This is a genomic window from Lysobacter yangpyeongensis (assembly GCF_042655745.1).
In the GTDB taxonomy this organism is placed as follows: domain Bacteria; phylum Pseudomonadota; class Gammaproteobacteria; order Xanthomonadales; family Xanthomonadaceae; genus Agrilutibacter; species Agrilutibacter yangpyeongensis.
In genome coordinates, this window is the sequence record NZ_JBHSNM010000001.1 from 1 (window position 1) to 23,334 (window position 23,334).

The 23,334-nt window shown below is 66.3% G+C and carries 19 protein-coding genes; 9 read left to right on the forward strand and 10 right to left on the reverse strand.

The features are described 5' to 3' along the window. Positions 1–155 precede the first annotated feature (155 nt). Entirely contained in the window at positions 156–368 is a 213-nt protein-coding gene (locus ACFPN1_RS00005) for a hypothetical protein (protein WP_386751898.1), read from the reverse strand. Between the two features lie 3,214 nt (positions 369–3,582). Next, positions 3,583–4,023 carry a DUF1801 domain-containing protein gene (locus ACFPN1_RS00010; protein WP_386751900.1) on the reverse strand — a complete coding sequence of 147 codons (441 nt, stop codon included), beginning with the start codon at positions 4,021–4,023 and terminating at the stop codon, positions 3,583–3,585. A 1,084-nt stretch (positions 4,024–5,107) separates the two neighbouring features. On the opposite strand from ACFPN1_RS00010, the gene ACFPN1_RS00015 reads away from it, so the two are divergent. After that, the gene (locus ACFPN1_RS00015) at positions 5,108–6,052 is read left to right on the forward strand and encodes an integron integrase (RefSeq protein WP_465262150.1); all 945 of its coding nucleotides are present in this window, start codon (positions 5,108–5,110) and stop codon (positions 6,050–6,052) included. A gap of 109 nt (positions 6,053–6,161) precedes the next feature. Here ACFPN1_RS00015 and ACFPN1_RS00020 read toward each other — a convergent pair whose 3' ends face one another. From ACFPN1_RS00020 to trxA, 6 genes are all read right to left on the reverse strand, one after another. Next, positions 6,162–7,979: a DUF885 domain-containing protein gene (locus ACFPN1_RS00020; protein WP_386751904.1), complete on the reverse strand. Its 1,818-nt coding sequence runs from the start codon at positions 7,977–7,979 to the stop codon at positions 6,162–6,164. 229 nt (positions 7,980–8,208) lie between these two features. Further along, positions 8,209–8,982: a queuosine precursor transporter gene (locus ACFPN1_RS00025; RefSeq protein ID WP_386753989.1), complete on the reverse strand. Its 774-nt coding sequence runs from the start codon at positions 8,980–8,982 to the stop codon at positions 8,209–8,211. 183 nt (positions 8,983–9,165) lie between these two features. Continuing rightward, entirely contained in the window at positions 9,166–9,861 is a 696-nt protein-coding gene (locus ACFPN1_RS00030; RefSeq protein WP_386751906.1) for a DUF502 domain-containing protein, read from the reverse strand. 42 nt (positions 9,862–9,903) lie between these two features. After that, the gene (locus ACFPN1_RS00035; RefSeq protein ID WP_386751908.1) at positions 9,904–11,910 is read right to left on the reverse strand and encodes a bifunctional serine/threonine-protein kinase/formylglycine-generating enzyme family protein; all 2,007 of its coding nucleotides are present in this window, start codon (positions 11,908–11,910) and stop codon (positions 9,904–9,906) included. A 189-nt stretch (positions 11,911–12,099) separates the two neighbouring features. After that, entirely contained in the window at positions 12,100–12,594 is a 495-nt protein-coding gene (locus tag ACFPN1_RS00040; protein WP_386751910.1) for a DUF4442 domain-containing protein, read from the reverse strand. Between the two features lie 105 nt (positions 12,595–12,699). Next, a complete protein-coding gene (gene trxA, locus ACFPN1_RS00045) occupies positions 12,700–13,572 on the reverse strand; it encodes a thioredoxin (RefSeq protein WP_386751912.1) in 873 nt (290 codons plus the stop codon). 88 nt (positions 13,573–13,660) lie between these two features. Between trxA and ACFPN1_RS00050 the strand changes: the two genes are divergently transcribed. Then, positions 13,661–14,278, forward strand: a complete 618-nt coding sequence (locus ACFPN1_RS00050; protein ID WP_386751915.1) for a DUF998 domain-containing protein — start codon at positions 13,661–13,663, stop codon at positions 14,276–14,278. Here ACFPN1_RS00050 and ACFPN1_RS00055 read toward each other — a convergent pair. Next, positions 14,269–14,526 carry a SemiSWEET transporter gene (locus ACFPN1_RS00055; protein WP_386751917.1) on the reverse strand — a complete coding sequence of 86 codons (258 nt, stop codon included), beginning with the start codon at positions 14,524–14,526 and terminating at the stop codon, positions 14,269–14,271. The genes ACFPN1_RS00050 and ACFPN1_RS00055 overlap by 10 nt on opposite strands. Beyond that, positions 14,523–15,821, reverse strand: a complete 1,299-nt coding sequence (locus tag ACFPN1_RS00060) for a metal-dependent hydrolase family protein (RefSeq protein WP_386751919.1) — start codon at positions 15,819–15,821, stop codon at positions 14,523–14,525. The genes ACFPN1_RS00055 and ACFPN1_RS00060 overlap by 4 nt, the downstream gene beginning before the upstream one ends. A 258-nt stretch (positions 15,822–16,079) precedes the next feature. Between ACFPN1_RS00060 and leuS the strand changes: the two genes are divergently transcribed. The 7 genes from leuS to rsfS all read left to right on the forward strand — a co-directional run bounded on the left by leuS (position 16,080) and on the right by rsfS (position 23,244). After that, on the forward strand, positions 16,080–18,845 hold the full coding sequence (leuS, locus tag ACFPN1_RS00065) for a leucine--tRNA ligase (protein WP_386751921.1): 2,766 nt from the start codon (positions 16,080–16,082) through the stop codon (positions 18,843–18,845). Positions 18,846–19,328: 483 nt separating this feature from the next. Then, positions 19,329–19,613, forward strand: coding sequence for a glutathione S-transferase family protein (locus ACFPN1_RS00070; protein ID WP_386751923.1), 285 nt, complete (start codon positions 19,329–19,331; stop codon positions 19,611–19,613). A 98-nt stretch (positions 19,614–19,711) separates the two neighbouring features. After that, a complete protein-coding gene (locus tag ACFPN1_RS00075; RefSeq protein ID WP_386751925.1) occupies positions 19,712–20,269 on the forward strand; it encodes a hypothetical protein in 558 nt (185 codons plus the stop codon). Between the two features lie 92 nt (positions 20,270–20,361). Then, complete coding sequence (locus ACFPN1_RS00080; protein WP_386751927.1) at positions 20,362–21,006, forward strand: LPS-assembly lipoprotein LptE; 645 nt, start codon at positions 20,362–20,364, stop codon at positions 21,004–21,006. 7 nt (positions 21,007–21,013) lie between these two features. Then, on the forward strand, positions 21,014–22,072 hold the full coding sequence (gene holA / locus ACFPN1_RS00085) for a DNA polymerase III subunit delta (protein ID WP_386751929.1): 1,059 nt from the start codon (positions 21,014–21,016) through the stop codon (positions 22,070–22,072). A gap of 23 nt (positions 22,073–22,095) precedes the next feature. Continuing rightward, positions 22,096–22,776, forward strand: a complete 681-nt coding sequence (nadD, locus tag ACFPN1_RS00090; RefSeq protein WP_386751931.1) for a nicotinate-nucleotide adenylyltransferase — start codon at positions 22,096–22,098, stop codon at positions 22,774–22,776. 30 nt (positions 22,777–22,806) lie between these two features. Further along, the gene (gene rsfS, locus ACFPN1_RS00095) at positions 22,807–23,244 is read left to right on the forward strand and encodes a ribosome silencing factor (RefSeq protein WP_386751933.1); all 438 of its coding nucleotides are present in this window, start codon (positions 22,807–22,809) and stop codon (positions 23,242–23,244) included. The last annotated feature ends 90 nt before the right edge of the window (positions 23,245–23,334 follow it).

The window sequence follows — 23,334 nt, forward strand, 5'->3', positions numbered from 1 at the left end:
GCAGAGACACTGTGATGCCATTGCCCATCGACTCAACACCAGACCGAGGAAGCGCTATGGCTATCGCAGCCCAATGCAAAAACTATTCGGTTAGAGGAGCTTGTCGCACTTGGTGGTTGAATTCACGCGCCATGCCGACGACGGCTGAGCCTAGATCAACTGACTGACGGCAAATCACGGCGCGCCCGTTGAATGAGCTCCTCGAGAGCATTGAGGGGAATGTCCTGGGCATAGCACGTGACATAGAACTCCGCGGATGTGTCCGAGTAGAAGACCTCCGCGAGAGGCGACTCCCCCGCGACCGACAGCTCAAGATACATCCCGTCGCGATTGATATCGCTGCCGCGCAAGAACTTGTACTCAGTCACGTTGGACTCCCCAGTGGCGCCTAACGCCTGAATTAAGCCGAGCCGCGAAGCGGCTTCGGCTTGAATGAATTGTTAGGCTGCGCCGCGACCAAGCAGGGCAGCCCAGATTGAAGGCGCAACGGCCAGCAAGATTACGACCAGGAACCCGATGAGCGATGCGGCCCAAAGGGGGATCCGCCTGTGCCTATAGATCGCAGCGGCGCTAATGAAGGCGCCGAGAACAATCGTGCCAATTGCCTCGGGCTTTACGACGACAGAGTAGCTAGAGGACCACAGCACCAATACGCCGTAAGCCAGCAATGCTGGAATGAAGAGTGCTGACAGGAAAGCGACGACCACATGCGCCCAGCGCCGTTCTGAGCTCGGGGTAGCTGATTGAGGTGGTTGAAAGAGATTCATCACAAGCAGCCTAACGCCTGAATTAAGCCGAGCCGCGAAGCGGCTTCGGCTTGAATGAATTGTTAGGCGGCACCCTGTGACCCTTGGCCGTCCCAACCGCGAACACTAGATGGTACCGGCAAGGTTGCGGGAATGTCTGAGTATCCGACGATCTCCAGCGCAACCAAGTTGCCGTCCAACGCAGAGACAATGACGTCCACTGTTTCCCCGGAGCGGGTCTCGCCGATAGCATCAGCGACTATCTCAGCAATCTCGCCGGGTTTGAGGTGCTGAAAATCTACTGATGCACAGCCACACTGACATTTGCCAACGACCTGTAGCGAATCTAACTGGTCTAGCGAGGGCATGCGGGTGCACTTGGCCGGAGCGTACTGAAGCGCACGCTCAAGAACGGCGCGCTCATCTGCAGATATTGCTCTAACAGCTATCGGTGATCTTCCCATGCCGCCTAACGCCTGAATTAAGCCGACACCAAGCGCGTAGCGATTGGTGTTCGGCTTGAATGAATTGTTAGGCCGCACTCTAGCGGGGAGAGTAAGCGCCCGGCAATGCCGCTATTGGCCGAAGTAGGGACGAGTGGGGCGCGCGTGATGAGTTCCGAGCGCCTCCCGGGAATCACTGCGTGAACCCGACAAGGCTTGATGTCTGAAAAGTGTGGGCGCCCCCAAAGGTTGCGTGAGCGCGCCGCGAGAATCCGGCCGAAGCAGCAAATGAGCGCAGGCACGCGGCTCGCACGCGCGAGAAACCACTCCGAACGCTTTGCTTTGCTTGCGGCCTAACGCTGGAATTAAGCCGACCCGCCACGAATCGGTGAGCCGGTAAAGTGGAGCTGGGGAGTCATTCAAGGCGAAGCCGCGAAGCGGGTTCGGCTTGAATGACTTGTTAGGCCGAAACTGGCGATGGAAATCGGCAGAACGGTGCCCGGGCGAGCATGCCACCTGGAGCGTTGCCAAACCAGAGGCGCAGGCTGGCGAGCGCGATGTGCTGACGATGCCCCGGATTGAACGCCACGAAGTGCCAGCTGTTTACGCAAGAACTGTTTGAGCAGGAGCGGCCTAACGCCTGAATTAAGCCGAGCCGCGAAGCGGCTTCGGCTTGAATGAATTGTTAGGCCGCCGATGGTGCCGTGAAGGTGGGGGCGCCGGCAACTCACCGCTCTCCGGCCCGAAGCCCGGATAGCCGGGGCGCGCCCCGCGCTGCCACGCGATACCAACCGAAGCGACCGCTTGGACAAGCGAGCAGCTCCCCGTAAGCCCACACGCTGGCCGAAGCCAACGCAAGCCGCGAGGAACTCAGTGCGCGCTTGCAACGACTCTGCCGAAGAGGTTCTGACCGAAGAGTGGGGAGCGCATGTACTCGCGAGGAACCACTCCGACGCTTTGCTTTGCTTGCGGCCTAACGCCTGAGTTAAGCCGACCCGCTGCCGCAGCAGTCGGGGAACGGCGGACGATCAATTTGCGAGTCGTTCAAGACGAAGCCGCGAAGCGGGTTCGGCTTGAACGAATTGTTAGGCCGCCGATGTTGCGGTAGTGCTTGTGGGCCGAGCAACTGTCCGCTTTTCGGGCCGAAGCCAAGAGCCGCCGGGGCGCGCGTGGCAGACTGCGGGCGCATCCCGAGAATCGCGCAATGGAGCCGAGAGAGTTTGGTGTGTTGGAGCTGCGGGCGCATCCCGCAATTGCCTGGGCGCGCCGTGATGGTCTGACCGAAGGAATCAATGAGCGCAGCCAGAAATGCTGGCACTCGCTTGAACCCACTCCCTCTGCTTTTGACTTGCTTGCGGCCTAACGCCTGAATTAAGCCGAGCCGCGAAGCGGCTTCGGCTTGAATGAATTGTTAGGCCGCCGATGTTGCCGGGAGAATTGGGGCGATGGCAACTACCCGCTTTTCGGTCCGTAGCCAGGACAGCCGGGGCGCGCTTTGAAGACCCTGAGCGCATCCCGGGAATCACAGGATGGAGCCGAGAGAATTTGGTGTGTTGGATCTGCGGGCGCATACCGCGATTGTCTGGGCGCGCCGCGAGGACCTGGCCGAAGGAATCAATGGGCGCAGCCAAAAATGCTGACACTCGCCTGAAGCCACTCCTTCTGCTTTTGAATTGCTTGCGGCCTAACGCCTGAGTTAAGCCGACCCGCTGCCGTAACAGTCGGAGAACGGCGGACGATCAATTTGCGAGTCGTTCAAGACGAAGCCGCGAAGCGGGTTCGGCTTGAACGAATTGTTAGGCCGCCGATGTTGCCGTAGCGGTTGGGGGCCGAGCAACTGTCCGCTTTTGGGACGAAGCCGGTCCAGTCGGGGCGCGCTTGGCTGGCCCCGAGCGCATCCCGAGAATCACGCAACGAGGCCGAGAGACTTTGGTGTGTTGGAGCTTTGGGCGCATTCCGCTGCTGCCTGGGCGCGCCATAGGGCCTGGCCGAAGGAATCAATGAGCGCAGCCGGGGTGCCGGAACTCGCGAGAACCCACTCTGACGCTTTTGACTTGTGCGGCCTAACGCCTGAATTAAGCCGAGCCGCGAAGCGGCTTCGGCTTGAATGAATTGTTAGGCCGCCGATGTTGCCGGGAAGGTTGGGGCGATGGCAACTGTCCGCTTTGGACCGAAGCCCGGCAGGGTTGGGGGCGCGCTTAGCGAACTCCGAGCGCATCCTGGGAATCACGTAATGGAGCGAGAGAGTCCGGCGTGTTGGAGCTACGAGCGCATCCGGATTGCGTGGGCGCGCCGCGAGGAACTGGACGAAGGAATCAATGAGCGCAGCCAGCACGCCGGCATTCGCGAGAACCCACTCTGACGCTTTTGACTTGTGCGGCCTAACGCCTGAATTAAGCCGAGCCGCGAAGCGGCTTCGGCTTGAATGAATTGTTAGGCCCCGGCGCCAGGAGGTGACCAATCCCAGTGTATGCGGACATCACCAGTCGCCCAAGTGCCGCTGAATCAATCTCTTGCCCCGGCCGGAGCTTTACGTGACGCATGAACTTACCAGTGCCCTCTAGCAAATGCTTTGGATCGTCAAGCTCGGGGCCAAGGAAGAAGCCGACATTAACGTGGTTGGTGAAAGCATTTACGTAACCGAACGCCGCATCACCAACGCATGCAGTTGGATGTCCGTCGTGCAGCAGCTCCCGAACGTCGTCACCACAGCTGCGCATTACCTCAAACCATTGTTGCGCGATGGCGCCAAGCGGCCCTGGGTGTTGTTGCATCCAGGCATCGACTGCCGGGTCGCGTTTAACCGCACTTGGAAATCGCATCAGCCGGCTCATGGTCATCTCCCGGGGCCTAACGCCTGAGTTAAGCCGACCCGCTGCCGCAGCAGTCGGAGAACGGCGGACGATCAGTTTGCGAGTCGTTCAAGACGAAGCCGCGAAGCGGGTTCGGCTTGAACGAATTGTTAGGCCGCGCCCCGTGTTTTGGGAAGTAGCCAGCTGCGAACGAGAGCATATGCACCAAACACCACGAGGGCGGGTAGCCCTAGGCTGATGAGCCATGCCAAGTACGATCCGCCAGAGACCATTTGCCACTGTCCGTGCCGGGCGTCGGTGCAGACGCCAAGTGCCTGATTAGCGGCACCACCGTCGTCAACACACGCGTCGACCTCTCCGAAAGCGAAGAACTCTCGGCAAAGCCAAACGAAAGCAAGGAAGGCCGAGATCCGAAGGGCGAAGAGCAGAACTTTGCGAACGGTCATAGCGGCCTAACGCCTGAGTTAAGCCGACCCGCTGCGGGAAGAGCCGGAAAGCGAGACGGCAACAGTTTGCGAGGAGTTCAAGACGAAGCCGCGAAGCGGGTTCGGCTTGAACGAATTGTTAGGCCGCCGATGGTGCCGTAGTGGTTGGGGGCCGAGCAACTGTCCGCTTTTGGGACGAAGCCGGGCCAGTCGGGGCGCGCTTAGCGGACTCCGGGCGCATCCTGGGAATCACCTAACGAGGCAGAGAGACTTTGGTGTGTGGGAGGTGCGGGCGCATCCCGCGGCTGCCTGTGCGCGCCGTGAGGACATGGCCGAACGAATCAATGAGCGCAGCCAAAAATGATGGCACTCGCCTGAAACCACTCCTTCTGCTTTTGACTTGCTTGCGGCCTAACGCCTAGTAGACCCCAAAAACGGGGATATGGGCGGGATATTCAGGTCGGCTTTTGGGTGGTGTCAAGGAAAAATCCTACGCCGAATCAATCGCTTGCCCGACTGCGATCCTCGCTTCTTGGCGGCATGCTGCCTGTGCATATCCAAGCTATCGGGGCGCTATGTTTTATTCACTGCAATCCGCGGTAATGCGCGGTGGTTTCGGCATCCGGGAGCCCGATGTGCCGGCGGGCGGATCCGTTTCGGGAGGAACGCGCTCGCCGCGCCTGTTCGACGAGGTTCGGCGGGTGCTGCGGACCAAGCATTACAGTCTCCGCACGGAGCATGTCTACCTTGGATGGATCCGCCGTTTCATCGAGGTCAATGGCCGCCGGCATCCGCGATCGATGGGGGCGGAAGAGGTCGAAACGTTCCTCACATCGCTTGCCGTGGAGGGGCAGGTTGCGGCCAGTACGCAGAACCAGGCGCTATCGGCGCTGCTGTTCCTCTACAAGGAAGTGCTCCGCATCGAGTTGCCCTGGATGGAGGGGGTTACGCGGGCCAAGCGTCCGCGGCGGTTGCCGACGGTCCTGTCTCGGTCGGAGGTGCAGGACCTGCTGGTGCAACTCGATGGTCGGCCCTGGTTGTTGTGCAGTCTGCTGTACGGCACCGGTCTGCGGCTGATGGAGTGCCTTCGCCTGCGGGTCAAGGACGTGGACTTCCAGCGCAATGAGATCACGGTGCGGAACGGCAAGGGTGGCAAGGATCGGCGCACGGTGCTTCCCAAGGCGCTGGTCGAGCCCTTGCTGCGCGAGGTGGAGCGCGCGCGTGCGCTGCACGCGGCGGACCTGCAGGAGGGGCTCGGGGCGGTGCACCTTCCGCACGCGCTGGCACGCAAGTACCCGAATGCGGAGCGGGAGTTCGGCTGGCAGTACGTGTTTCCGTCGCCCCGGCGTTCGGTCGATCCGCGCGACAACGTCGAGCGGCGGCATCATTTCGACGATGGCACGCTGTCGCGGGCGCTGAAGTCGGCCTGCACGCGTGCCGGGATCGTGAAGCCCGTATCCGCCCACACGCTGCGCCACTCCTTCGCCACCCACATGATCGAGGCGGGCTACGACATCCGCACGGTGCAGGAACTGCTTGGCCACAAGGACGTGGCGACCACACAGATCTATACGCACGTCCTAAATCGTGGGGCAGGGGGTGTGGTCAGTCCGCTGGATCGTTGAATTCGCCGCAGCCAACGACTTCGCGTCGGGAATCTGCATTACGCGGACACGAATGGCAGAAGGGCCGGTCAACGACCGGCCCTTCCGATGCACAACGCGACGCGCGTGATCAGCCCTTCTTCGCCGCGATCCACCGGTCGATCTTGGCTTCCAGCACTGCCAGCGGCACCGCGCCGTCCTTCAACACTTCGGCATGGAATTCGCGTATGTCGAACTTGTCGCCCAACTGCTGTTCGGCGCGATGGCGCAGTTCCTGGATCTTCAGTTCGCCGATCTTGTAGGCCAGCGCCTGGCCGGGGATGGCCATGTAGCGTTCGGCCTCCGCCGTCGATTGCGTTTCGGATTCGGCGGAGTTGTCGAGCATGTACTTGATCACCTGTTCGCGCGACCAGCCCTTGCTGTGCAGGCCGGTGTCGACGACGAGGCGGATGGCGCGCCACAACTCGTTCTGCAGGTAGCCGAAGTAGCTGTACGGATCGGTGTAGACGCCCAGGTCCTTGCCCAGCGATTCGGCGTACAGTCCCCAGCCTTCGGCGAACGCGGTCTCGCCGCCGAAGCGGCGGAAGGCGGGCAGGCCGGTCAGTTCCTGCTGCAGGGCGATCTGGAAGTGGTGGCCGGGGATTGCCTCGTGCAAATACAGGTCTTCGGAATCCCAGGTCTTACGCGTGGGCAGATCGTAGGTGTTGACGTAGAAGATGCCCGGACGCGTGCCGTCCTCGCTCGGAGGGTAGTACTCGCCGCCGGCCGCCGACTTGGCGCGGAACGGCTCGACCGGGCGGATCTCGAACGGGGACTTGGGAATCAGCGAGAACTGTGCGGGGATCTTCTCGTTGATCTTCGCCTCCAGCGCGCGGTAATGCGCGAGCAGTGCGTCCTCGCTCTTGAAGCTGAAGCGCTTGTCGGTCTGCATGAACCGGAAGAAATCCTGCAGCGAACCCTTGAAACCAACCTGCTGCATCACCTTGCGGATCTCGCCGTGGATGCGGGCGACTTCATCCAGGCCGATCTGGTGGATTTCCTCCGGGCTCTTGTCGGTCGTGGTCGAGTTGCGCGCGTTGAACGCATACCAGGCCTTGCCGTTGGGCAGTGCGTCCATGCCCGGCGTGGCGCGCGTCTTCGACATGTATTCGTCGGCGATGAAGGCGCGTACCTTGCGGTAGGCCGGCATGAGCTGCTGCCCGATCAGTTCGCGATAGGCGTTGGTGAGGCGTTCGCGATCGGCAGCGGAGAAATCCTTGGGCATGTTGGTGATCGGTCCCCAGAAGAGCGTGTCTTCGGGCTTGTCCTTGATCAGCGCGTCGAACTGCGGCAGCACCTTCACCATCAGCGCCCTGGGCTGCACCACGCCGGCCTTCATGCCTTCGCGCATGTTGGCGATGGCGGTGTCGAAGATGCCCGGGATGCGGGCGCCGCGTGCCAGCCAGTCGTCGTAGTCCTTCACGGTCTTGAACGGTTGCGCGCTCGTGCCGGAACCCAGTTGCGCGGCGAAGCCGGCGATGTTGTTGAACTGGTCGAACGGAAGCATCCAGTCCGGGAACTGTTCGGATTCCAGCGCCTGTTCGGCGTTGCGCACGAAGATCTCGTAGCTGATCAGCGCCTGGCCATCGAGGCCGTCGGAGCCGATGTCCTTGACGGTCTTCAACCAGCGCGTGTTGAAGTCGTGCGTCTGCTGGCGGTATTGCGCGGACAGGAAGTCCGGCAACTGGTCGTTGTAGCGGGTGTCGCCCTGGAAGGTGGCCTGGATCGGGTTGAGCTTGAGGAATTCTTCCCAGTACTGCGCGTACAGCGCATCCAGGCGCGTGGCCTTGTCGTGCGTGGCCGCTTGCGGTGCGGTGGCCGGTGTTGTTTCGGCAGTGGCGGACGAACCCGTGCAAGCGGCGAGGGCGGTGAGCAGGGCGACGGAGAGAACGAGTGGGCGCAGGGTCATGACGGTTCCGGGTCACGGGGCGGAACCGGAAGGATGGGCCCTGCGGCTCGCGGATGCACCCGGCCGGAAGTCATGCCGCGCCGCGCCGCGATAGCACCCGCGTGCGACGCCGTCGAACGCGCCGCAGCGCGCTTGGAGCCGCGGCAGCGGGCTGTTCGCGGCGAAATCTCTCCATCGCGCCCGGAACCGCATATGCCAGTCCCTCCGGCGCGCTCGCGCGCAGGTTTGCTTACTCCGCCGCCTCCAGCCGCAGCTGTTCCGCCCTTCGCTCGCCCAGGTAGTTGGTGATGCCGCGGCGCATCGCGTACAGCAGCGGGATCATCGCCACGGCGGCCAGCATCTTGTAGCAGTAGTTGACCGTGCTCACCGCGAGGAACAGCGAGATCGGCCAGTGCTGGGGCCCGAGCACGAAGGCGATGTACAGCACGACGAAGCTGTCGACCAGCTGCGAAACCGCGGTGGAGCCGGTCGCGCGCAGCCACGCGTGCCGCTCGCCGGTGGCCTTGCGGATGCGGTGGAACACCGCGACGTCGATCAGCTGGCCGAGCATGAAGGCGACCAGCGAGCCGGCGATCGTCCACAGGCCCTGGCCGAAGACGGCGGCGAACGCGGCCTGGTAATCGGCCACGCCCTGGGCTTCGGCGGCTTTTACCCACCAGCCCGCCGGCGCCAGCGAGATCGCGGCGAATGCGAACAGGAAGCCGTAGCCGATCAGCCCCGCGGCGAGCCAGGAAATCATGCGCACGCCGCGGCGTCCGTAGAACTCGTTGACGACGTCGGTCATCAGGAAGACCACCGGCCACAGCAGCGTGCCCGCGGTGAAGCTCAACGATCCGCTCTGGCCGAACAAATTCCATTGCAGCGGCGCGATGCCGAGCGTGTCCTCGAGCGCGAAGATCTTGACGCCGATGAATTCGGCGAGCACCGCGTTGACGCAGAAGAACGCGGCGAGGATGACGAACAGGCGCAGGGCGCGATCGTCGAGGAGGCGGCTGGGAGCAATCGAAAGCGCGGGCGAAGTCGTGTCATTCACTCTGGCGGCCTCGGGCTGCGTTGATGGAAGTGGGGAAGCATCCTGCGCGTCGGCCGGGCGCCGGCGTGCGGATTCCTGCGCAGCCGATCCGGCGCGCTGGCAGCTACAGGCCGCGCGATACGGTGGTTGACCGGCATCGGCCGCGACGCGGCTTCAATCCTCTCGCCCGACGGGCGCGCTTGCGGCGCGCGGCGGCGAGAACGGAATCGAATCCGGCGACACCGCGCCGCCGGAGATGATGAAGCTCATCGCCTGATCGACGGTCCAGTCGGTGGGCGTGATCTTTTCCACCGGCACGATCTCGAGGTAGCCCGAGGTCGGATTCGGCGTGGTCGGCACGTAGACGGCGGCGAGCTCGCGCCCGGTGCCGTGCTCGTGCATCACCTTGGTGACGAAGCCGAGCGTCTTCATCTCGGTGTGCGGGAAGTCGATCAGCACCACGCGCTGCGTGCCGTCGGGCTTGGTCTGCAGGATGTCGAGCAACTGGCGCGCGCTGCCGTAGATGGTGCTGGCGAGCGGGATGCGGCGGATCAGCGCTTCGAACCAGCGCAGCAGGCGCTGGCCGATGACGATGCGGGCCATCACGCCGGAGGCCAGGATCACGCCCAGCGTCGCGACCAGCGCGAGTGCCGTCTGCACCCAGGGCGCGGTGACCCAGCCCATCGCCTGCGGCGATTCGAGCGCGATTTCCTCCAGCAACGGGCCGATGGCGGGGCGGCTGATGTCGGACAGCAGGACGAAGACGAACTTGATCACCACCCAGGTGAGCCAGATCGGCAGCAGGGTCAACAGGCCGGTGAGGAACAGACGCTGGAAGCTGACGCGGGGAGCGCGGGGGGGCGTGGTCATCCGCGCATTGTAGGGGCGGTGCGCGGGCTCCGCATTCGCCTGCTACTCGAGGTCGCGGATCAGCCGGAAGCCGACGTCGTCGTAGCCACGGTTGGCGAGCAAGGGACGCTGGTCGGTGCGGCTGCGCCAGGACTTGCCGCTGACGATGCGGCGCGCGCAGCCGCCGGAACAGTCGCGCGACCACAGCGACAGCGCGCGATTGCCGGCCTGCGCCGGGGTTTCGCTCGCTTCGGCGAGGGTCGGCAGGCGCCAATGCTGCCCGGTCTGCTGGCTGTACCAGTTGGCGTAGGCCTCGGCATCCTGCAGGGACACGCAGACGACGGGTTCGGTTTCGGTCTGGGCAAAGCCCGGCGTGCGCCAGTCGCGCGGCGCGAGCACGCGCAGCAGCGAGGCGCGTTCGCGGCATAGCGTGGGGGTTCGCTTCGTGGCCTCCACGAAGCGGACGTAATCGGCGCGCGTGACCGGGCTGCGCCTGATCGCGACGGCGCCTTCCGCGCCCGCATGCAGCACGCCGCCGCCGGGCAGCACGGCGCCCATCTTCGGGATCTTCGCCGCGCGTGCGGCCAGTGCGGTGCCCAGTTGCGGCGCCAGGCCGAAATCGCGCACGAGGAGCGCGGTGCGCTCCGCTTCCTTGCGGTCGTAGCGCTTGGCGGCCGCGTCGAAGCGGGCCTTCACCGCGGCTTCGATCTTGCCGCGCAGGCGCTGGTACGCGGGCGATCGCGTGGTGCCGGTCTGCTGCGCAAGCGCGCTGGCCATGGCATGGATTTCCCGCGCGCGCGCGTCGTTGCCTTCGCGGATCTGCGCGGCGATGGCATCGGCGAAGGCGTCGATGAGTTCGCCGGCGACGGCGAGCACTTCGCTGTTGGTGCCGTCGGCGTTCCAGGCCTCCAGCACGCTGGTGTAGGCATTGGCGTCCAGCGGCGCTGTCAGCTGGCCGGCGGCGATGCGCTTGCGCGCGGTGTCGATGGCCTTGCGCGCCGGCGTGTCCTGCAGCGGCTTGAGCATCGCGGTGGTGACTTCGTTGTGGGCCACGATTGCCGCGGCATCGGCGGCCTGCGGGCTGTAGTCCTCCGCGGAACGACGCCGCGACAGGTATTCCGCCCCGAGCACGCCCACGCCGATGAAGGCGAGCAGCGCGCCGACGGCCCAGATCGGCCTGGCGTACTGCTGCAGCGGCGCGAGCCGGCGCAGCCGGTCGCGCAGTGCCGGCAGCAGGCTGCGCTCGGTGACCGACTCGATGCCTGCGCGCATCTGCGCGGCATCCTCGAAGCGTTGCGACGGCTGCTTGGCCAGCGCACGGTTCATGAAGTGCTGCCAGTGCGCGAGGTGCGCGGGCAGTTTCGGGATCGGGTCCTGAGCGTGCATGACCGCCATCGACAGCGCGTCGGGCGCTTCGAAGGGCAGCTTGCCGGTCAGCATTTCCCAGATGAGCACGCCGAGCGCGTACAGGTCGGCGCGGCCGTCGACGACTTCGCCGCGCGCCTGCTCGGGCGCCATGTACGCCGTGCTGCCCACCGCCAGGCCGGTGGCGGTCATGCGTGCGCCGCCCCAGTCCTTGCGCAGGGCGATGCCGAAATCGGCGAGCAGCGGACGGTCGGCGTCGTCGAACAGCACGTTCTCGGCCTTGACGTCGCGATGCACGATGTTTCGCGCATGGGCATAGCCCAGGACCGAAAGCAGGATGTCGGCGATCTCCACGACGCGCCGCTCGCTCCTCACGTAATTGCGCTGGCCCAGGTGACCGCGCGACATGTAGGGCATCACGTAATAGGGCAGGCCCTCGTGCGTGCGGCCGACCTCGTAGATGCGCACGACGTGCGGGTGCTCGAGGCGGGCGATGGTGCGCACTTCGTTCTCGAAGCGGCGGCGGCTGGTCTCGTCGGACAGCGCCTGCGGCGACATGACCTTGATGGCGACGTCGCGGCCCAGCGTGTGCTGGCGCGCGAGATACACGGTCGACATGCCGCCGTGGTTGATCACCCGCAGCAATCGGTAGCCGGCGATTTCCGGCAACGGCGTTCCGTCGTCGTGTCTCGGCTCTTCAGCCATGTTCCGCGCCCCCTGTGGCCGGGCAAGCATACCCTGCGTTCCCGCGGCGTACGCATTGCGCACGGGACGAAAACTCCCACCGGGGCACCAGGAATGTGATCGTCATCGCCGAATGGCCAGGCTTCAGCACGTTCCCGCGAAAAGCGCCGATGGTGGCGCGCCCGTCGTTGCGATCGCGTGGATGGACCGCTAAGCCGCCAGCCGCGGGTCTTCGCCGTCGTCCATACGCGCGCGTTTGCGGCGCACGTAGACCTGCTTGCGCACCCGCGCGACGACCACGCCGGAGGCGTCGACGACGTCCGTCTCGAACCAGTGCAGGCGCTTGGCGCCGCCCGCGGTCGCCTCGCGCAGCCGGTCGAGCACGGCCTCGTCGAGGCGGAACTCCGCATGCACGGTGCCGCGGCCGGGTTTGAGGAATTCGATGGTCGCCGCCTGGTCCCAGACGATGTAGTCGCGGCCCAGCGCGTGCATCGTCAGCAGCATCCAGAACGGATCGGTCATCGCAAACAGGTTGCCGCCGAAGTGCACGCCGACGTAGTTGCGGTTCCAGGGGCGGGCGCGCAGTTCCACCCGCGCGCTGCGCCAGTCGGAGGCGATGGCGGCAACGTGGATGCCGTTGAACAGGAACGGCGGCCACAGGTTGAGGATCCGCCGCAGGGCGCCGGGACTGAAGCTGTGCTTCATCGGGTACTTGCCGTGGGGAAGGCCGGCGCAGCTTCGCCATACGCGTGCGTACAGTCAAGCGTTGGCCGGCGAATCCCGTTGCGCGCCGTTGCCGCGACGCTTCGTTCAGAACAGCAGCGACGACATCCGGCGGCGATACGCACCGACGAGGTCCTCGTCTTCGATGATGCGGAAGGCGTCGATCAGCGACTTGCGCGGCAGGCCGTCGTCGAAATTGCGGTCGCGGCGGAGCATTTCGAGGAACTGCTCCAGGCCCGCCTGCGAATCGCCGGCGACGATCCGCTGCACGCCCAGCAGGTGGCGCGCACGCAGGTCGTCCGGATTGCTGGCGATGGCCGCTTCGAGCACTTCCGGCGCCGGCGCGTTGTCGAGCAATGCAGCAAAGCCCAGGCGCGAACGCGCGCGGACGGCGCGATCGTCGTGCGCGAGGTTGGCGGGCAACGCATCGAGCAGCTGCTCGGCCTCGCGCACCGCGCCGGTCTTCAGCAATGCGAGCGCCAGGTCGAGTTTGAGGTTGTCGTCGTCCGGCGTGGCCGCGACTTCGCCGCGCAGGCGCACGACTTCGGCATGCGGATCGAGCGGTGCGGATGCGACTTCGACCGCGTCCTGTGCGGTGGACGCAGCGGGTTCGATGCCGTGGTGTTTCAGGAATTCGCGCAACTGGCCTTCCGGCAGGGCGCCGGGGAAGCCGTCGGCGAGCTGGCCGCCCTTGACCAGGAACACGGTCGGGATCGAGCGCACCTGGAAGGCTGCGGCGAGTTCCTGTTCCTTGTCGACGTCGACCTTGGCCAGCACGAACGCGCCGTTGTATTCGCCGGCGAGCTTCTCGAGGATCGGGCCCAGCTGCTTGCACGGCCCGCACCACTCGGCCCAGAAATCGACCAGCACCGGCGTTTCGATCGAGCGACGCAGCACGTCGGCTTCGAAATTGGCCGTGGTCGCGTCGAACACATGGGGCTGGGCGGTGTCGGTCGTCATCGTCGGAAGGCGTGGCAGGGGTTGCGGCGAGATGGGGGCGAGCGCGCGCGGACGCAAGCTCGGCGGTTGCGCACGCTAGCATGGCGGCATGAAAGCCCGCGTTCCTTCGATCCTGCGCCATGCCGGCGTGCTGGCGGCCCTGTTGTCCGCGGCCGCGGCGATGGCGTTCGGCGCGCGCGTGCAGGGCTATTCGCACGCGCAACTGCCCCTGGCCCTGCTAGGCGCGGCGCCCTTGCCGGGTGCGTTCGCGTTCAACGTGCTCGCATTCGTGTTGCCGGGCCTGCTGGTTGCGACCGTGGCGATCCGCCTGCGCAGCGCGATCGACGCCGCGGGTGATCCGGCGCCACGATGGTCGACGCGGATCGGCGCGCAATCGATGCTGCTGGCCTCACTCGCCTTCGCCGCGCAGGGACTGTGGCCGCTGGATGCCTCCGACCTGGATGGCGGAGGCAGCAGCCGTCACGCCGCGGCATGGATGGCGTGGCTGCTGGCGTCGACGCTCGGCGCCGCGCTGCTGGGCACCCGACTGCGTCCGCGGCGCGGCTTCGCCACGGCGTCTGTTTGCGTCGCGATCGCGCTGCCGCTGCTCGCTTTCGTCCTGCCGGCGCTGGTTCCGGCCGGCATTACCCAGCGGCTGGCTTTCGCCGCGTGGTTCGCCTGGGCGATCGGCGCCGGCGCTTTCGCGGCGAATGCGCGTCAGCCGTAGCGCAGCTTCAGCACCAGGATGGTGGAGGCCAGCGCGAGGGTGACGGCGTTGCACAGGATCATCGGCCACGACATCAGCACGAAGCCGTAGGCCAGCCACAACGCCACGCCGACGGTGAACATCACGTACATCTCCAGCGAGATGCCGCGTGTGTCCTTGCTGCGGATGGTCTTGACCGCCTGCGGCACGAACGCGAGCGTGGTGAGCATCGCGGCGGCGTAACCGACACCATCGCCGGCAAGGTTCATTGCGTCGCGCCCGGCTGCTTGTAGACCGTGCCGTCCTTCATCACGAAGTCGACATCGAGCACGACCTTGATGTCCTCGAGCGGGTTGCCCGGGACCGCGACGATGTCGGCGCGCTTGCCCGCTTCGATCACGCCCTGGTCGTCGACGCCCAGCACCTGCGCCGCGTTGATGGTCGCGGCCTGCAGCACGTACGCGGCCGGCATCCCGGCTTCGACCATGTAGAGGAATTCGCGGGCGTTGTCGCCGTGCGGACCCACGCCCATGTCGGTGCCGAAGGCGATCTTCACGCCGTTGCGGTAGGCCTTGCCGGCGGTTTCCTGGATTTGTGCCCCCACGCGCGCGGCCTTGGGCCGGATGATGTCGGGGAAGTAGCCGTCGATCTTCGCCTTGTCGGCGACGAAGCGGCCGGCATAGATCGTCGGCACGTACCAGGTGCCCTTCTGCTTCATCAGCGACATCACCTCGTCGCTCATGTAGGTGCCGTGCTCGATCGAGGTGACGCCGCCGAGCACCGCGCGCTTCATGCCCTCGGTGCCGTGCGCGTGCGCGGCGACGCGGTAGCCGTAGTCCTTCGCGGTATCGACGATCGCGCGGATCTCGTCGACGGTGAACTGTGGTGCATCGGCCGATTTCGCATACGAGAGCACGCCGCCGGTCGCGGTGATCTTGATGACGTCGCTGCCCTCCTTGTAGCGCTGGCGCACGGCCTGGCGCGCGTCGTCCACGGAATTCACCACGCCCTCGGTCGGGCCAGGCGGGCCGATCAGGTGCGACAGCTCCGCGTTGTAGCCATTGGTGGGATCGGCGTGGCCGCCGGTCGTGCCGATCGCGGTGCCGGCGGCCCAGATGCGCGGGCCCTCGACCAGGCCCTGGTTGATGGCGTTGCGCAGGTGCAGGACGACGTCGCCGCCGAGGTCGCGCACGCTGGTGAAGCCGGCCAGCAGGGTCTTCTTCGCGTAACCGACCGAGCGGAAGGCGAAGTCGGTGTCGTCGAGCCGGAACTCTTCCTCGTAGGCCTTCGGGCTGCTCTCCGAGGACAGGTGCACGTGCAGGTCGGTCCAGCCGGGCGTGCAGGTGTGGCCGGACAGGTCGAGCGAACGCACACCCGCCACGTCGGCATGGCCGGCGAGGACCTCGGCGATCCGGCCATCGCGCACGACCACGGTGCGGTCGTCGAGCAGCTTGCCGCTGCGGGCGTCGAACAGCTTTCCGCAATGCAGGGCGACCGGTTCCGCCGCCATTGCAGCGGTGGGAACGGCCATGGCGACGAGCAGTGCGGCGGCGAGACGGTTCATTGGCAGAGGACCCCGGCGGATGAGGGGCCGATTCTAAGCACAGCCGTCGTACGGCCGTCCTTGCCGAAACCGGTACGTCCCGCGATGTGCCGCGTGCGGCTCGCCGGAGCCGGCGGCCACGGCCGGGCGAGTGCCGGAGCCCGCGCGCCCGCACGCGAACCCTGCGCGCGCCCCCGCCCCGGCTGCCCGACCGGGCGAATGGCGGTGAATGGTGCGCTGCGGTAGGCTTTCCAGTCTTTCCCGTACTGTTTGCCGACCGTGTCCAGCGAAGCCGTCCAGACCGAATCCGTCGCCGATCCGAAGGCCTTTGATCCGCAAGCCGTCGAGGCGGCCGCGCAGGGCTTCTGGACTGCCAACAAGGCTTTCGAGGTCGTCGAGACGTCGGGCAAGCCGAAGTACTACTGCCTGTCGATGCTGCCGTACCCGTCCGGTGCGTTGCACATGGGCCACGTGCGCAACTACACCATCGGCGACGTCATCAGCCGCTACAAGCGCATGACCGGCCACAACGTGCTGCAGCCGATGGGCTGGGACGCTTTCGGCCTGCCGGCGGAAAACGCCGCGATCAAGAACAACACCGCGCCGGCGAAGTGGACCTACGCCAACATCGCGCACATGAAGGCGCAGCTGCAGCAGATGGGCTACGCCATCGACTGGTCGCGCGAATTCGCCACCTGCCGCCCCGAGTACTACGTGCACGAGCAGCGCATGTTCGTGCGCCTTATGAAGCAGGGCCTGGCCTATCGCAAGAACGCGGTGGTGAACTGGGACCCGGTCGACCAGACCGTGCTCGCCAATGAGCAGGTGATCGACGGCCGCGGCTGGCGCACCGGCGCGCTGGTGGAGAAGCGCGAGATCCCGCAGTGGTTCCTCAAGATCACCGACTACGCGCAGGAACTGCTCGACGGCCTGGACGCGCTGCCCGGCTGGCCCGACGCGGTCAAGACCATGCAGCGCAACTGGATCGGCCGCAGCGAAGGCCTGGAGATCCGTTTCGACGTGGTCGACGGCAACGGTAATGCGGTCGAGCCCCTGACCGTGTTCACCACGCGTCCGGACACGCTGATGGGCGTGACCTTCGTGTCGATCGCCGCCGAGCATCCGCTGGCGCAACTGGCCGCGCAGTCGGACGCCGAACTCGCCGCCTTCATCGCCGAACTGCGCCAGGGTGGCGTCTCCGAAGCCGAACTCGAGACGCAGGTGAAGCGCGGCCGCGACACCGGCCTGCGCGCGATCCATCCGGTCACCGGCGAGCAGGTCCCCGTCTACGTCGCCAACTTCGTGCTGATGAACTACGGCACCGGCGCGGTGATGGCGGTGCCGGGCCACGACGAGCGCGACTGGGAATTCGCCCGCGCCTACCAGCTGCCGATAAAGATGGTGATCGTGCCCGCCGACGTGCGCGATGCGCTCACCGAAATCAGCCGCGACGTCGCGCGTCACAACGACCCCATGCGCAGCGCGCTGGGCGAGGGCGGCGCGATCGATGCCTACGACACCGGCGCCGCCGTGCAGGTGGTGGCCGACTTCGAGCGCCGCCTCGCCGAAGAGGGCGCGTACACCGAACGCGGTTTCCTGGTGAATTCGGGCGAGCTCGACGGCATGGAATACCAGCAGGCCTTCGACACGCTCGCCGCGCGCTTCGAGGCCGAAGGCCGCGGCCAGCGCCGCGTGAACTACCGCCTGCGCGACTGGGGCGTGAGCCGCCAGCGCTACTGGGGCTGCCCGATTCCGGTGATCCTGTGCAGCAAGTGCGGCGACGTGCCGGTGCCGGAAGACCAGCTGCCGGTCGTGCTGCCCGAAGACGTGGCCTTCAGCGGCGTCACCTCGCCGATCAAGGCCGATCCGGAATGGCGCAAGACCACGTGTCCGCAATGCGGCGGCGCGGCCGAGCGCGAAACCGACACCTTCGACACCTTCATGGAGTCGAGCTGGTACTACGCGCGCTACACCTCGCCGGGCGCCGACCAGCAGGTCGACGAACGCGCGAAGTACTGGACGCCGGTCGACCAGTACATCGGCGGCATCGAGCACGCGATCCTGCACCTGCTGTATTTCCGCTTCTACCACAAGCTGCTGCGCGATCAGGGCCTCGTCGCTTCCGACGAACCCGCCACCAACCTGCTGTGCCAGGGGATGGTGATCGCGGAGACCTATTACCGCGACAACGCCGACGGTTCGAAGGACTGGATCAATCCCGCCGACGTCGAAGTCGAGCGCGACGCGCGCGGCCACATCACTGGCGCGAAGCTCAAGGCCGACGGCCAGCCGGTGCATATCGGCGGCACCGAGAAGATGTCGAAGTCGAAGAACAACGGCGTCGACCCGCAGCTGATGGTGGGCCGGTACGGCGCCGACACGGTGCGCCTGTTCTCGATGTTCGCCGCGCCGCCGGAGCAGTCGCTGGAGTGGAACGAGGCCGGTGTCGAGGGCATGGCGCGCTTCCTGCGCCGCTTCTGGCGCGAAGTCCTCACGCACGTGTCGCAGCCGGATCATCCGGAGGTCGACCCCTCGCAACTCAACGCCGCGCAGAAGACCCTGCGCCGGCAGCTGCACGAGACCATCCAGAAGGTCGGCGACGACTACGGTCGCCGCCACAGCTTCAACACCGCGATCGCCGCGCTGATGGAGCTGCTCAACCACGTGCAGAAATTCGACGACATGAGCGATCAGGGGCGCGCCGTGCGCCACGAGGCGCTGCAGGCGATGGTGCTGCTGCTCAATCCGGTCACGCCGCACGTCTGCCACGCGCTGTGGCAGGCGCTGGGGCACCCCGAAACGCTGCTGGAAGACGTACCGTTTCCGGTCGCCGATCCGGCGGCACTGGTGCGCGACAGCATCACGCTGGCGGTCCAGGTGAACGGCAAGCTGCGCGGCACGATCGAGGTGCCGGTCAACGTCGCGAAGGAAGAGGCCGAGCGTCTCGCCCTGGCCGCGCCGGGCGTCGCGAACTTCGTCGCGGGGCAGACGGTGAAGAAGGTCATCGTCGTGCCGGGGAAGATCGTCAATATCGTGGTGGGGTGATTCCTGCTTCGGCTGGTTGCCGCCATCTGTTGATGGCGGCAATTACCGGCTCCAGCTTCGCCTGGGACGCTTGGGTCGTCATTCCCGCGAAAGCGGGAATCCAGTTTCTCTGCTCTCACAGGCATCCGGCCAACGAAAGTGCAGGCGAAGCACAGGGCCTGCGCTCTGCGTGCTTCGCTCCCACTCGTCATTCCCGCGAAAGCGGGAATCCAGTGACTTGCTCCTCGGTCGCTCGCCGAACAATACCGAAAAGTCTGCAGCCAACTTCGGCTGCTGGCCAAAGGCGCCGGACGCTCGCTCTACGGAAATGCGGGCAAAAGGCTGAAGACACTGGATTCCCGCTTTCGCGGGAATGACGAGCGGGAGCAGAGAGTGCAGCCCCTGTGATTTGCCTGCGCTTTCGTTGGTCGGGTGCCTGAGAGCAAAGTCACTGGATTCCCGCTTTCGCGGGAATGACGAGCAGGAGCAGAGAGTGCAGGGCCTGTGATTTGCCTGCGCCTTCGTTGGTCGGGTGCCCAGGAACTCGCCGGTAGCCGGTTCCTCGCCGGCGACGCCCCGACGATCGCCGACGTGGCCTGCTGCGGCTATCTCTTCTTCCTCGGTGAGGGACTCGACATCGCGACGTCCGACGGCGTGGCGTGGGCGGAGGCGGCCGGTCTCGATCCCGCATGCTGGCCCCGGGTCAACGACTGGGTTGGCCGCGTCGCGGCGTTGCCCGGCTTCCGGACACCGCAGCGGCTGTTCGCGGGCCACGAGGCCGTGTACTGAACGACGCCGGCCCAGTCATATGATCCCTGCGGCGGCGCGGCCGCAGGGGTGCCGGCAGGCCGCCATTCCGATTCGATCCAGACACTGGGGAAAAGCTGATGAAAACGATCATCGCGGCCGTCGTGGGCGGCGTGTTGTTGTTCCTGTGGGGATTCGTCGCGCACGTCCTGCTGCCGTTCTCCGATCAGGCGCTGAAGCCGGTCCCGAATGAAGCCGCCGTCATCGAGACACTCCGCAGCAACATCACCGAGAACGGCGTGTACGCGGTGCCGCATCTGGACTACAGGCGGGCCAGCGAGGCCGAGCAAGAGGCGTATGCCGACAAGGTCGCCAACGGCCCCAGCGGCCTGCTGGTCGTGCGCACCGGCGGCGTCAGCATGGACATGAAGAAGGAACTGCCGATGGAGTTCCTGAGCAACGTCCTCGCCGCGCTGGTGGCGGCGCTGGCCGTGGGCGGCCTGGCGTTGCGCAGCTACGGCGCGCGCGTGGGCACGCTCTTCGCGTTCGGCGTCGTCGCCTGGCTGTCGGTGTCGGTGTCGCAATGGACCTGGTACGGCTTCAGCACCGATTTCCTGATCAGCGACCTGGTCGACCAGTGGGGCGGTTGGCTGCTTGCGGCTCTGGGCATGGCCGCCGTGCTGAAGCCGCGGCGCTGACGCATCCCGCGTGATCCGACCGTGAACGGTGCAGGCGCAGGCCAGCGCGACTCCGGCTTGCCGCCTGCGCCGGCCTCGTCCAGACTTCGCGCATGATCCGTCGCAGCCTGCCCATCGTCCTCGCACTGGCCCTCACGGCGTGCGGCTTCCATCTCCGCAATTCCCTGGTGCTGCCCGACGATCTGGGCCCGCTGCGGGTCTCTTCGGTGGATCGTTACAGCCCGCTGGCGGATTCGCTCACCCAGTCGATCCGGCGCGCCGGCGCACCCGTCGCGTCGGACGACGATGCCAACGCCACGGTGCTCGACCTGCTTTCCGAACGCTGGGGCAACACGCCGCTCAGCGTCGACCAGCTGGGTCGCGCGCAGGAGTACAGCCTGCGCTACGCGGTCGTGTTCGAAGTACGCCGCGCCGACGGTACCAAGGTGCTGCCGCGCCAGGCTGTGGAGCTGTCGCGCGACTACATCTCCAATCCGGTGAACACCATCGGCACGGAAAGCGAACGCGAACTGCTGGAAAAGGAGATGCGACGCGACATGACGGCGTCGATCATCCGCCGGCTCGACGCAGTGGCGCGCACGGAAGGCACGCCGGTGCCGGCATCGCGCCTGGACGAACCCGTTGCGGAAGACGCGGCGAAAGCGGCGCTGGAAGCCGCCGATGCGAATCCGCCGCCGGACGAGCCGGCACCCGAATCCCAGGAAACGCCGCCGGCCGATCCGCCGCAGCCGCGTTGACCGAATGATGGAGCTCAAGCCGGAACAGCTGGCCGCGCAGGTGCAGGCGGGTCCGCTGCGTCCTGCCTATCTGATCGCCGGCCCGGAACCGCTGCGCGTGCTCGAGGCCGCCGATGCCGTGCGTGCCGCCGCGCGTGCCCAGGGCATCACCGAACGCGAAGTCTTCGAAGCCGAGGGGAACCAGCGCGAGCCCGACTGGAACGCGATGGAATCGGGCTTCCACGCGCCGAGCCTGTTCGCGAGCCGGCGCCTGTTCGAGCTGCGCTTGCCCACGGGCAAGCCGGGCACCGAAGGCGCGCGGGTCATCAGCGAATTCTGCGCCGATCCGCCGGCGGACATCGTCCTGCTGGTCACCGCCGGCGAATGGAGCCGGCAGCACGGCGGCAAGTGGAGCGATGCGATCGCGCGCGTCGGCCTCGTGGCGATCGCGTGGCCGATCAAGCCGCACGAATTGCCCGGATGGATCGAAAGCCGCCTGCGTTCGCGCGGATTGCGCGCCGATCGCGATGCGGTGCAGCGCCTGGCCGACCTGGTCGAAGGCAACCTGCTCGCCGCGGCGCAGGAAATCGAGAAGCTCAAGCTGCTGTCCGAAGGCGCGGCCGGCAGCGGGGACATCCTCGATGCGGCGCGCATGGAGGACCTGGTCGCCGATGCCGCCCGTTTCGACGTGTTCCGCCTCGTCGACGCGGCCATGAACGGGCAGGGCGCGCAGGTGTCGCGCATGCTTCGCGGCCTGCGTGGCGAAGGCGAGGCCGTGCCGGCATTGCTCGGCATGGTGATCCGGGAATTGCAGACCGCCGCGGCGCTCGCGCGCGCGCCCAATCTCGTCAGCGCGTTCAAGGCCCAGCGCATCTGGGATTCGAAGCAACCGATGTACCGGCGCGCGCTGCAGCGCCATGAAGCCGCGCGCTGGGACGCGTTCCTCGCCCAGGCCGGTCGCGTGGACAGCATTGCCAAGGGACGTCCGCGCCGCGGGCAGGAGCCCGAAGATGCGTGGGTAGCGCTCGAACGCCTGCTGCTCGCGGTCGCCGAACCGCGCGCGTCGCGCCTGCTCGCCGTGCGATGAGTCCCGGTGCCGGCGACGCCGCGATGCCCGCCCTGATCTGTTACGGCGGGACCTTCGATCCCGTCCACAACGGCCACCTGGCCGTGGCACGGGCCGCCCGCGACGCACTGCGCGCGACGGTGTTCCTCCTGCCCGCGGCCGATCCGCCGCACAAGGGGCCGACCCACGCCGATGCGCTGCAACGGGCGCGCATGCTCGATCTCGCCATCGCCGGCGAGCCCGGACTGAAGGTCGACCGGCGCGAACTCGAACGCGACGGGCCGTCCTACACCTTCGACACGCTGCTGGAACTGCGCGCGCAGGTCGGGCCCGCGCGTCCGGTCGCGTGGCTGGTCGGCGGCGATTCGCTCAACCAGTTGCACACCTGGCATCGCTGGCGCGAACTGTTCGAACACGCGCATGTCGTGGCGGTGCAGCGGCCGGGATCGCACATCGATCCGGAAACCCTCCGGTGCGTCGCGCCGGAAGTGGCCGCCGAAGCGGCGGCGCGATGGACGACGCTGGAAGCGCTGCAGAACGCGCCGGCCGGCGGCCTGGCGGTACTGCCCTTGCAAGAACTGCGCCCGGAATCCTCCACCGAGCTGCGCCGGCTCATCGCCGCCCGCGATCCGGCCTGGCGCACGTGGGTGCCGCCGTCCGTCGCCGGCTACATCGATCGTCACGATCTGTACTCGACAGTCGCGCCAGACTCGGGTTTCCTATAATTCACCGGCAATCCCATCGAGCTCCGCCCCTTGACCAGCCAAGCCCAAGTCATCAAGACCCGCCTTCCCAATCCCCCGCCGCCGGTGGAAGTCCTGCTCAGGACGGTGCATGCCGCGGTCGAAGAGCTCAAGGCGCGCGACGTGGTCGAAATCGATGTGCGGGGCAAGAGCAGCGTCACCGATTACATGGTGATCGCATCGGGCACCTCCACCCGGCACGTGAAGTCCATCGCCGACGAGGTGGTCAAGTTCGCCAAGAACCTCGACGTCCAGCCGCTGGGCGTGGAAGGCGAGCGCGAGGCCGGATGGGTGCTGGTGGATCTGGGCGACGTGGTCGTGCACATCATGTTGCCGCGCATCCGTGAGTTCTACGCGCTCGAGCGCCTGTGGACGGTCGGCGATCAGCCGCCGTCGCATCACGACGTCGAGGACTACCCGAGCGAGACGGGCACCGACGGGCGTTACTGACGCCCGCCGCACGAAGACCGACAGGACGGCGCCAGTGGCGCCGTTCCTTTTTGCGCTGCGGGCGGCATGCCGATGCGTGCGACGCCTGAT

What these genes read in the sequence shown, in the direction of transcription:
- ACFPN1_RS00010 (WP_386751900.1), bottom strand. Translation starts at nt 4,023, where the DNA reads ATGAGCCGGCTGATGCGATTTCCAAGTGCGGTTAAACGCGACCCGGCA.
- ACFPN1_RS00020 (WP_386751904.1), bottom strand. Translation starts at nt 7,979, where the DNA reads ATGACCCTGCGCCCACTCGTTCTCTCCGTCGCCCTGCTCACCGCCCTC.
- ACFPN1_RS00030 (WP_386751906.1), bottom strand. Translation starts at nt 9,861, where the DNA reads ATGACCACGCCCCCCCGCGCTCCCCGCGTCAGCTTCCAGCGTCTGTTC.
- ACFPN1_RS00035 (WP_386751908.1), bottom strand. Translation starts at nt 11,910, where the DNA reads ATGGCTGAAGAGCCGAGACACGACGACGGAACGCCGTTGCCGGAAATC.
- ACFPN1_RS00040 (WP_386751910.1), bottom strand. Translation starts at nt 12,594, where the DNA reads ATGAAGCACAGCTTCAGTCCCGGCGCCCTGCGGCGGATCCTCAACCTG.
- trxA (WP_386751912.1), bottom strand. Translation starts at nt 13,572, where the DNA reads ATGACGACCGACACCGCCCAGCCCCATGTGTTCGACGCGACCACGGCC.
- ACFPN1_RS00050 (WP_386751915.1), top strand. Translation starts at nt 13,661, where the DNA reads ATGAAAGCCCGCGTTCCTTCGATCCTGCGCCATGCCGGCGTGCTGGCG.
- ACFPN1_RS00055 (WP_386751917.1), bottom strand. Translation starts at nt 14,526, where the DNA reads ATGAACCTTGCCGGCGATGGTGTCGGTTACGCCGCCGCGATGCTCACC.
- ACFPN1_RS00060 (WP_386751919.1), bottom strand. Translation starts at nt 15,821, where the DNA reads ATGAACCGTCTCGCCGCCGCACTGCTCGTCGCCATGGCCGTTCCCACC.
- ACFPN1_RS00075 (WP_386751925.1), top strand. Translation starts at nt 19,712, where the DNA reads ATGAAAACGATCATCGCGGCCGTCGTGGGCGGCGTGTTGTTGTTCCTG.
- ACFPN1_RS00080 (WP_386751927.1), top strand. Translation starts at nt 20,362, where the DNA reads ATGATCCGTCGCAGCCTGCCCATCGTCCTCGCACTGGCCCTCACGGCG.
- holA (WP_386751929.1), top strand. Translation starts at nt 21,014, where the DNA reads ATGGAGCTCAAGCCGGAACAGCTGGCCGCGCAGGTGCAGGCGGGTCCG.
- nadD (WP_386751931.1), top strand. Translation starts at nt 22,096, where the DNA reads ATGCCCGCCCTGATCTGTTACGGCGGGACCTTCGATCCCGTCCACAAC.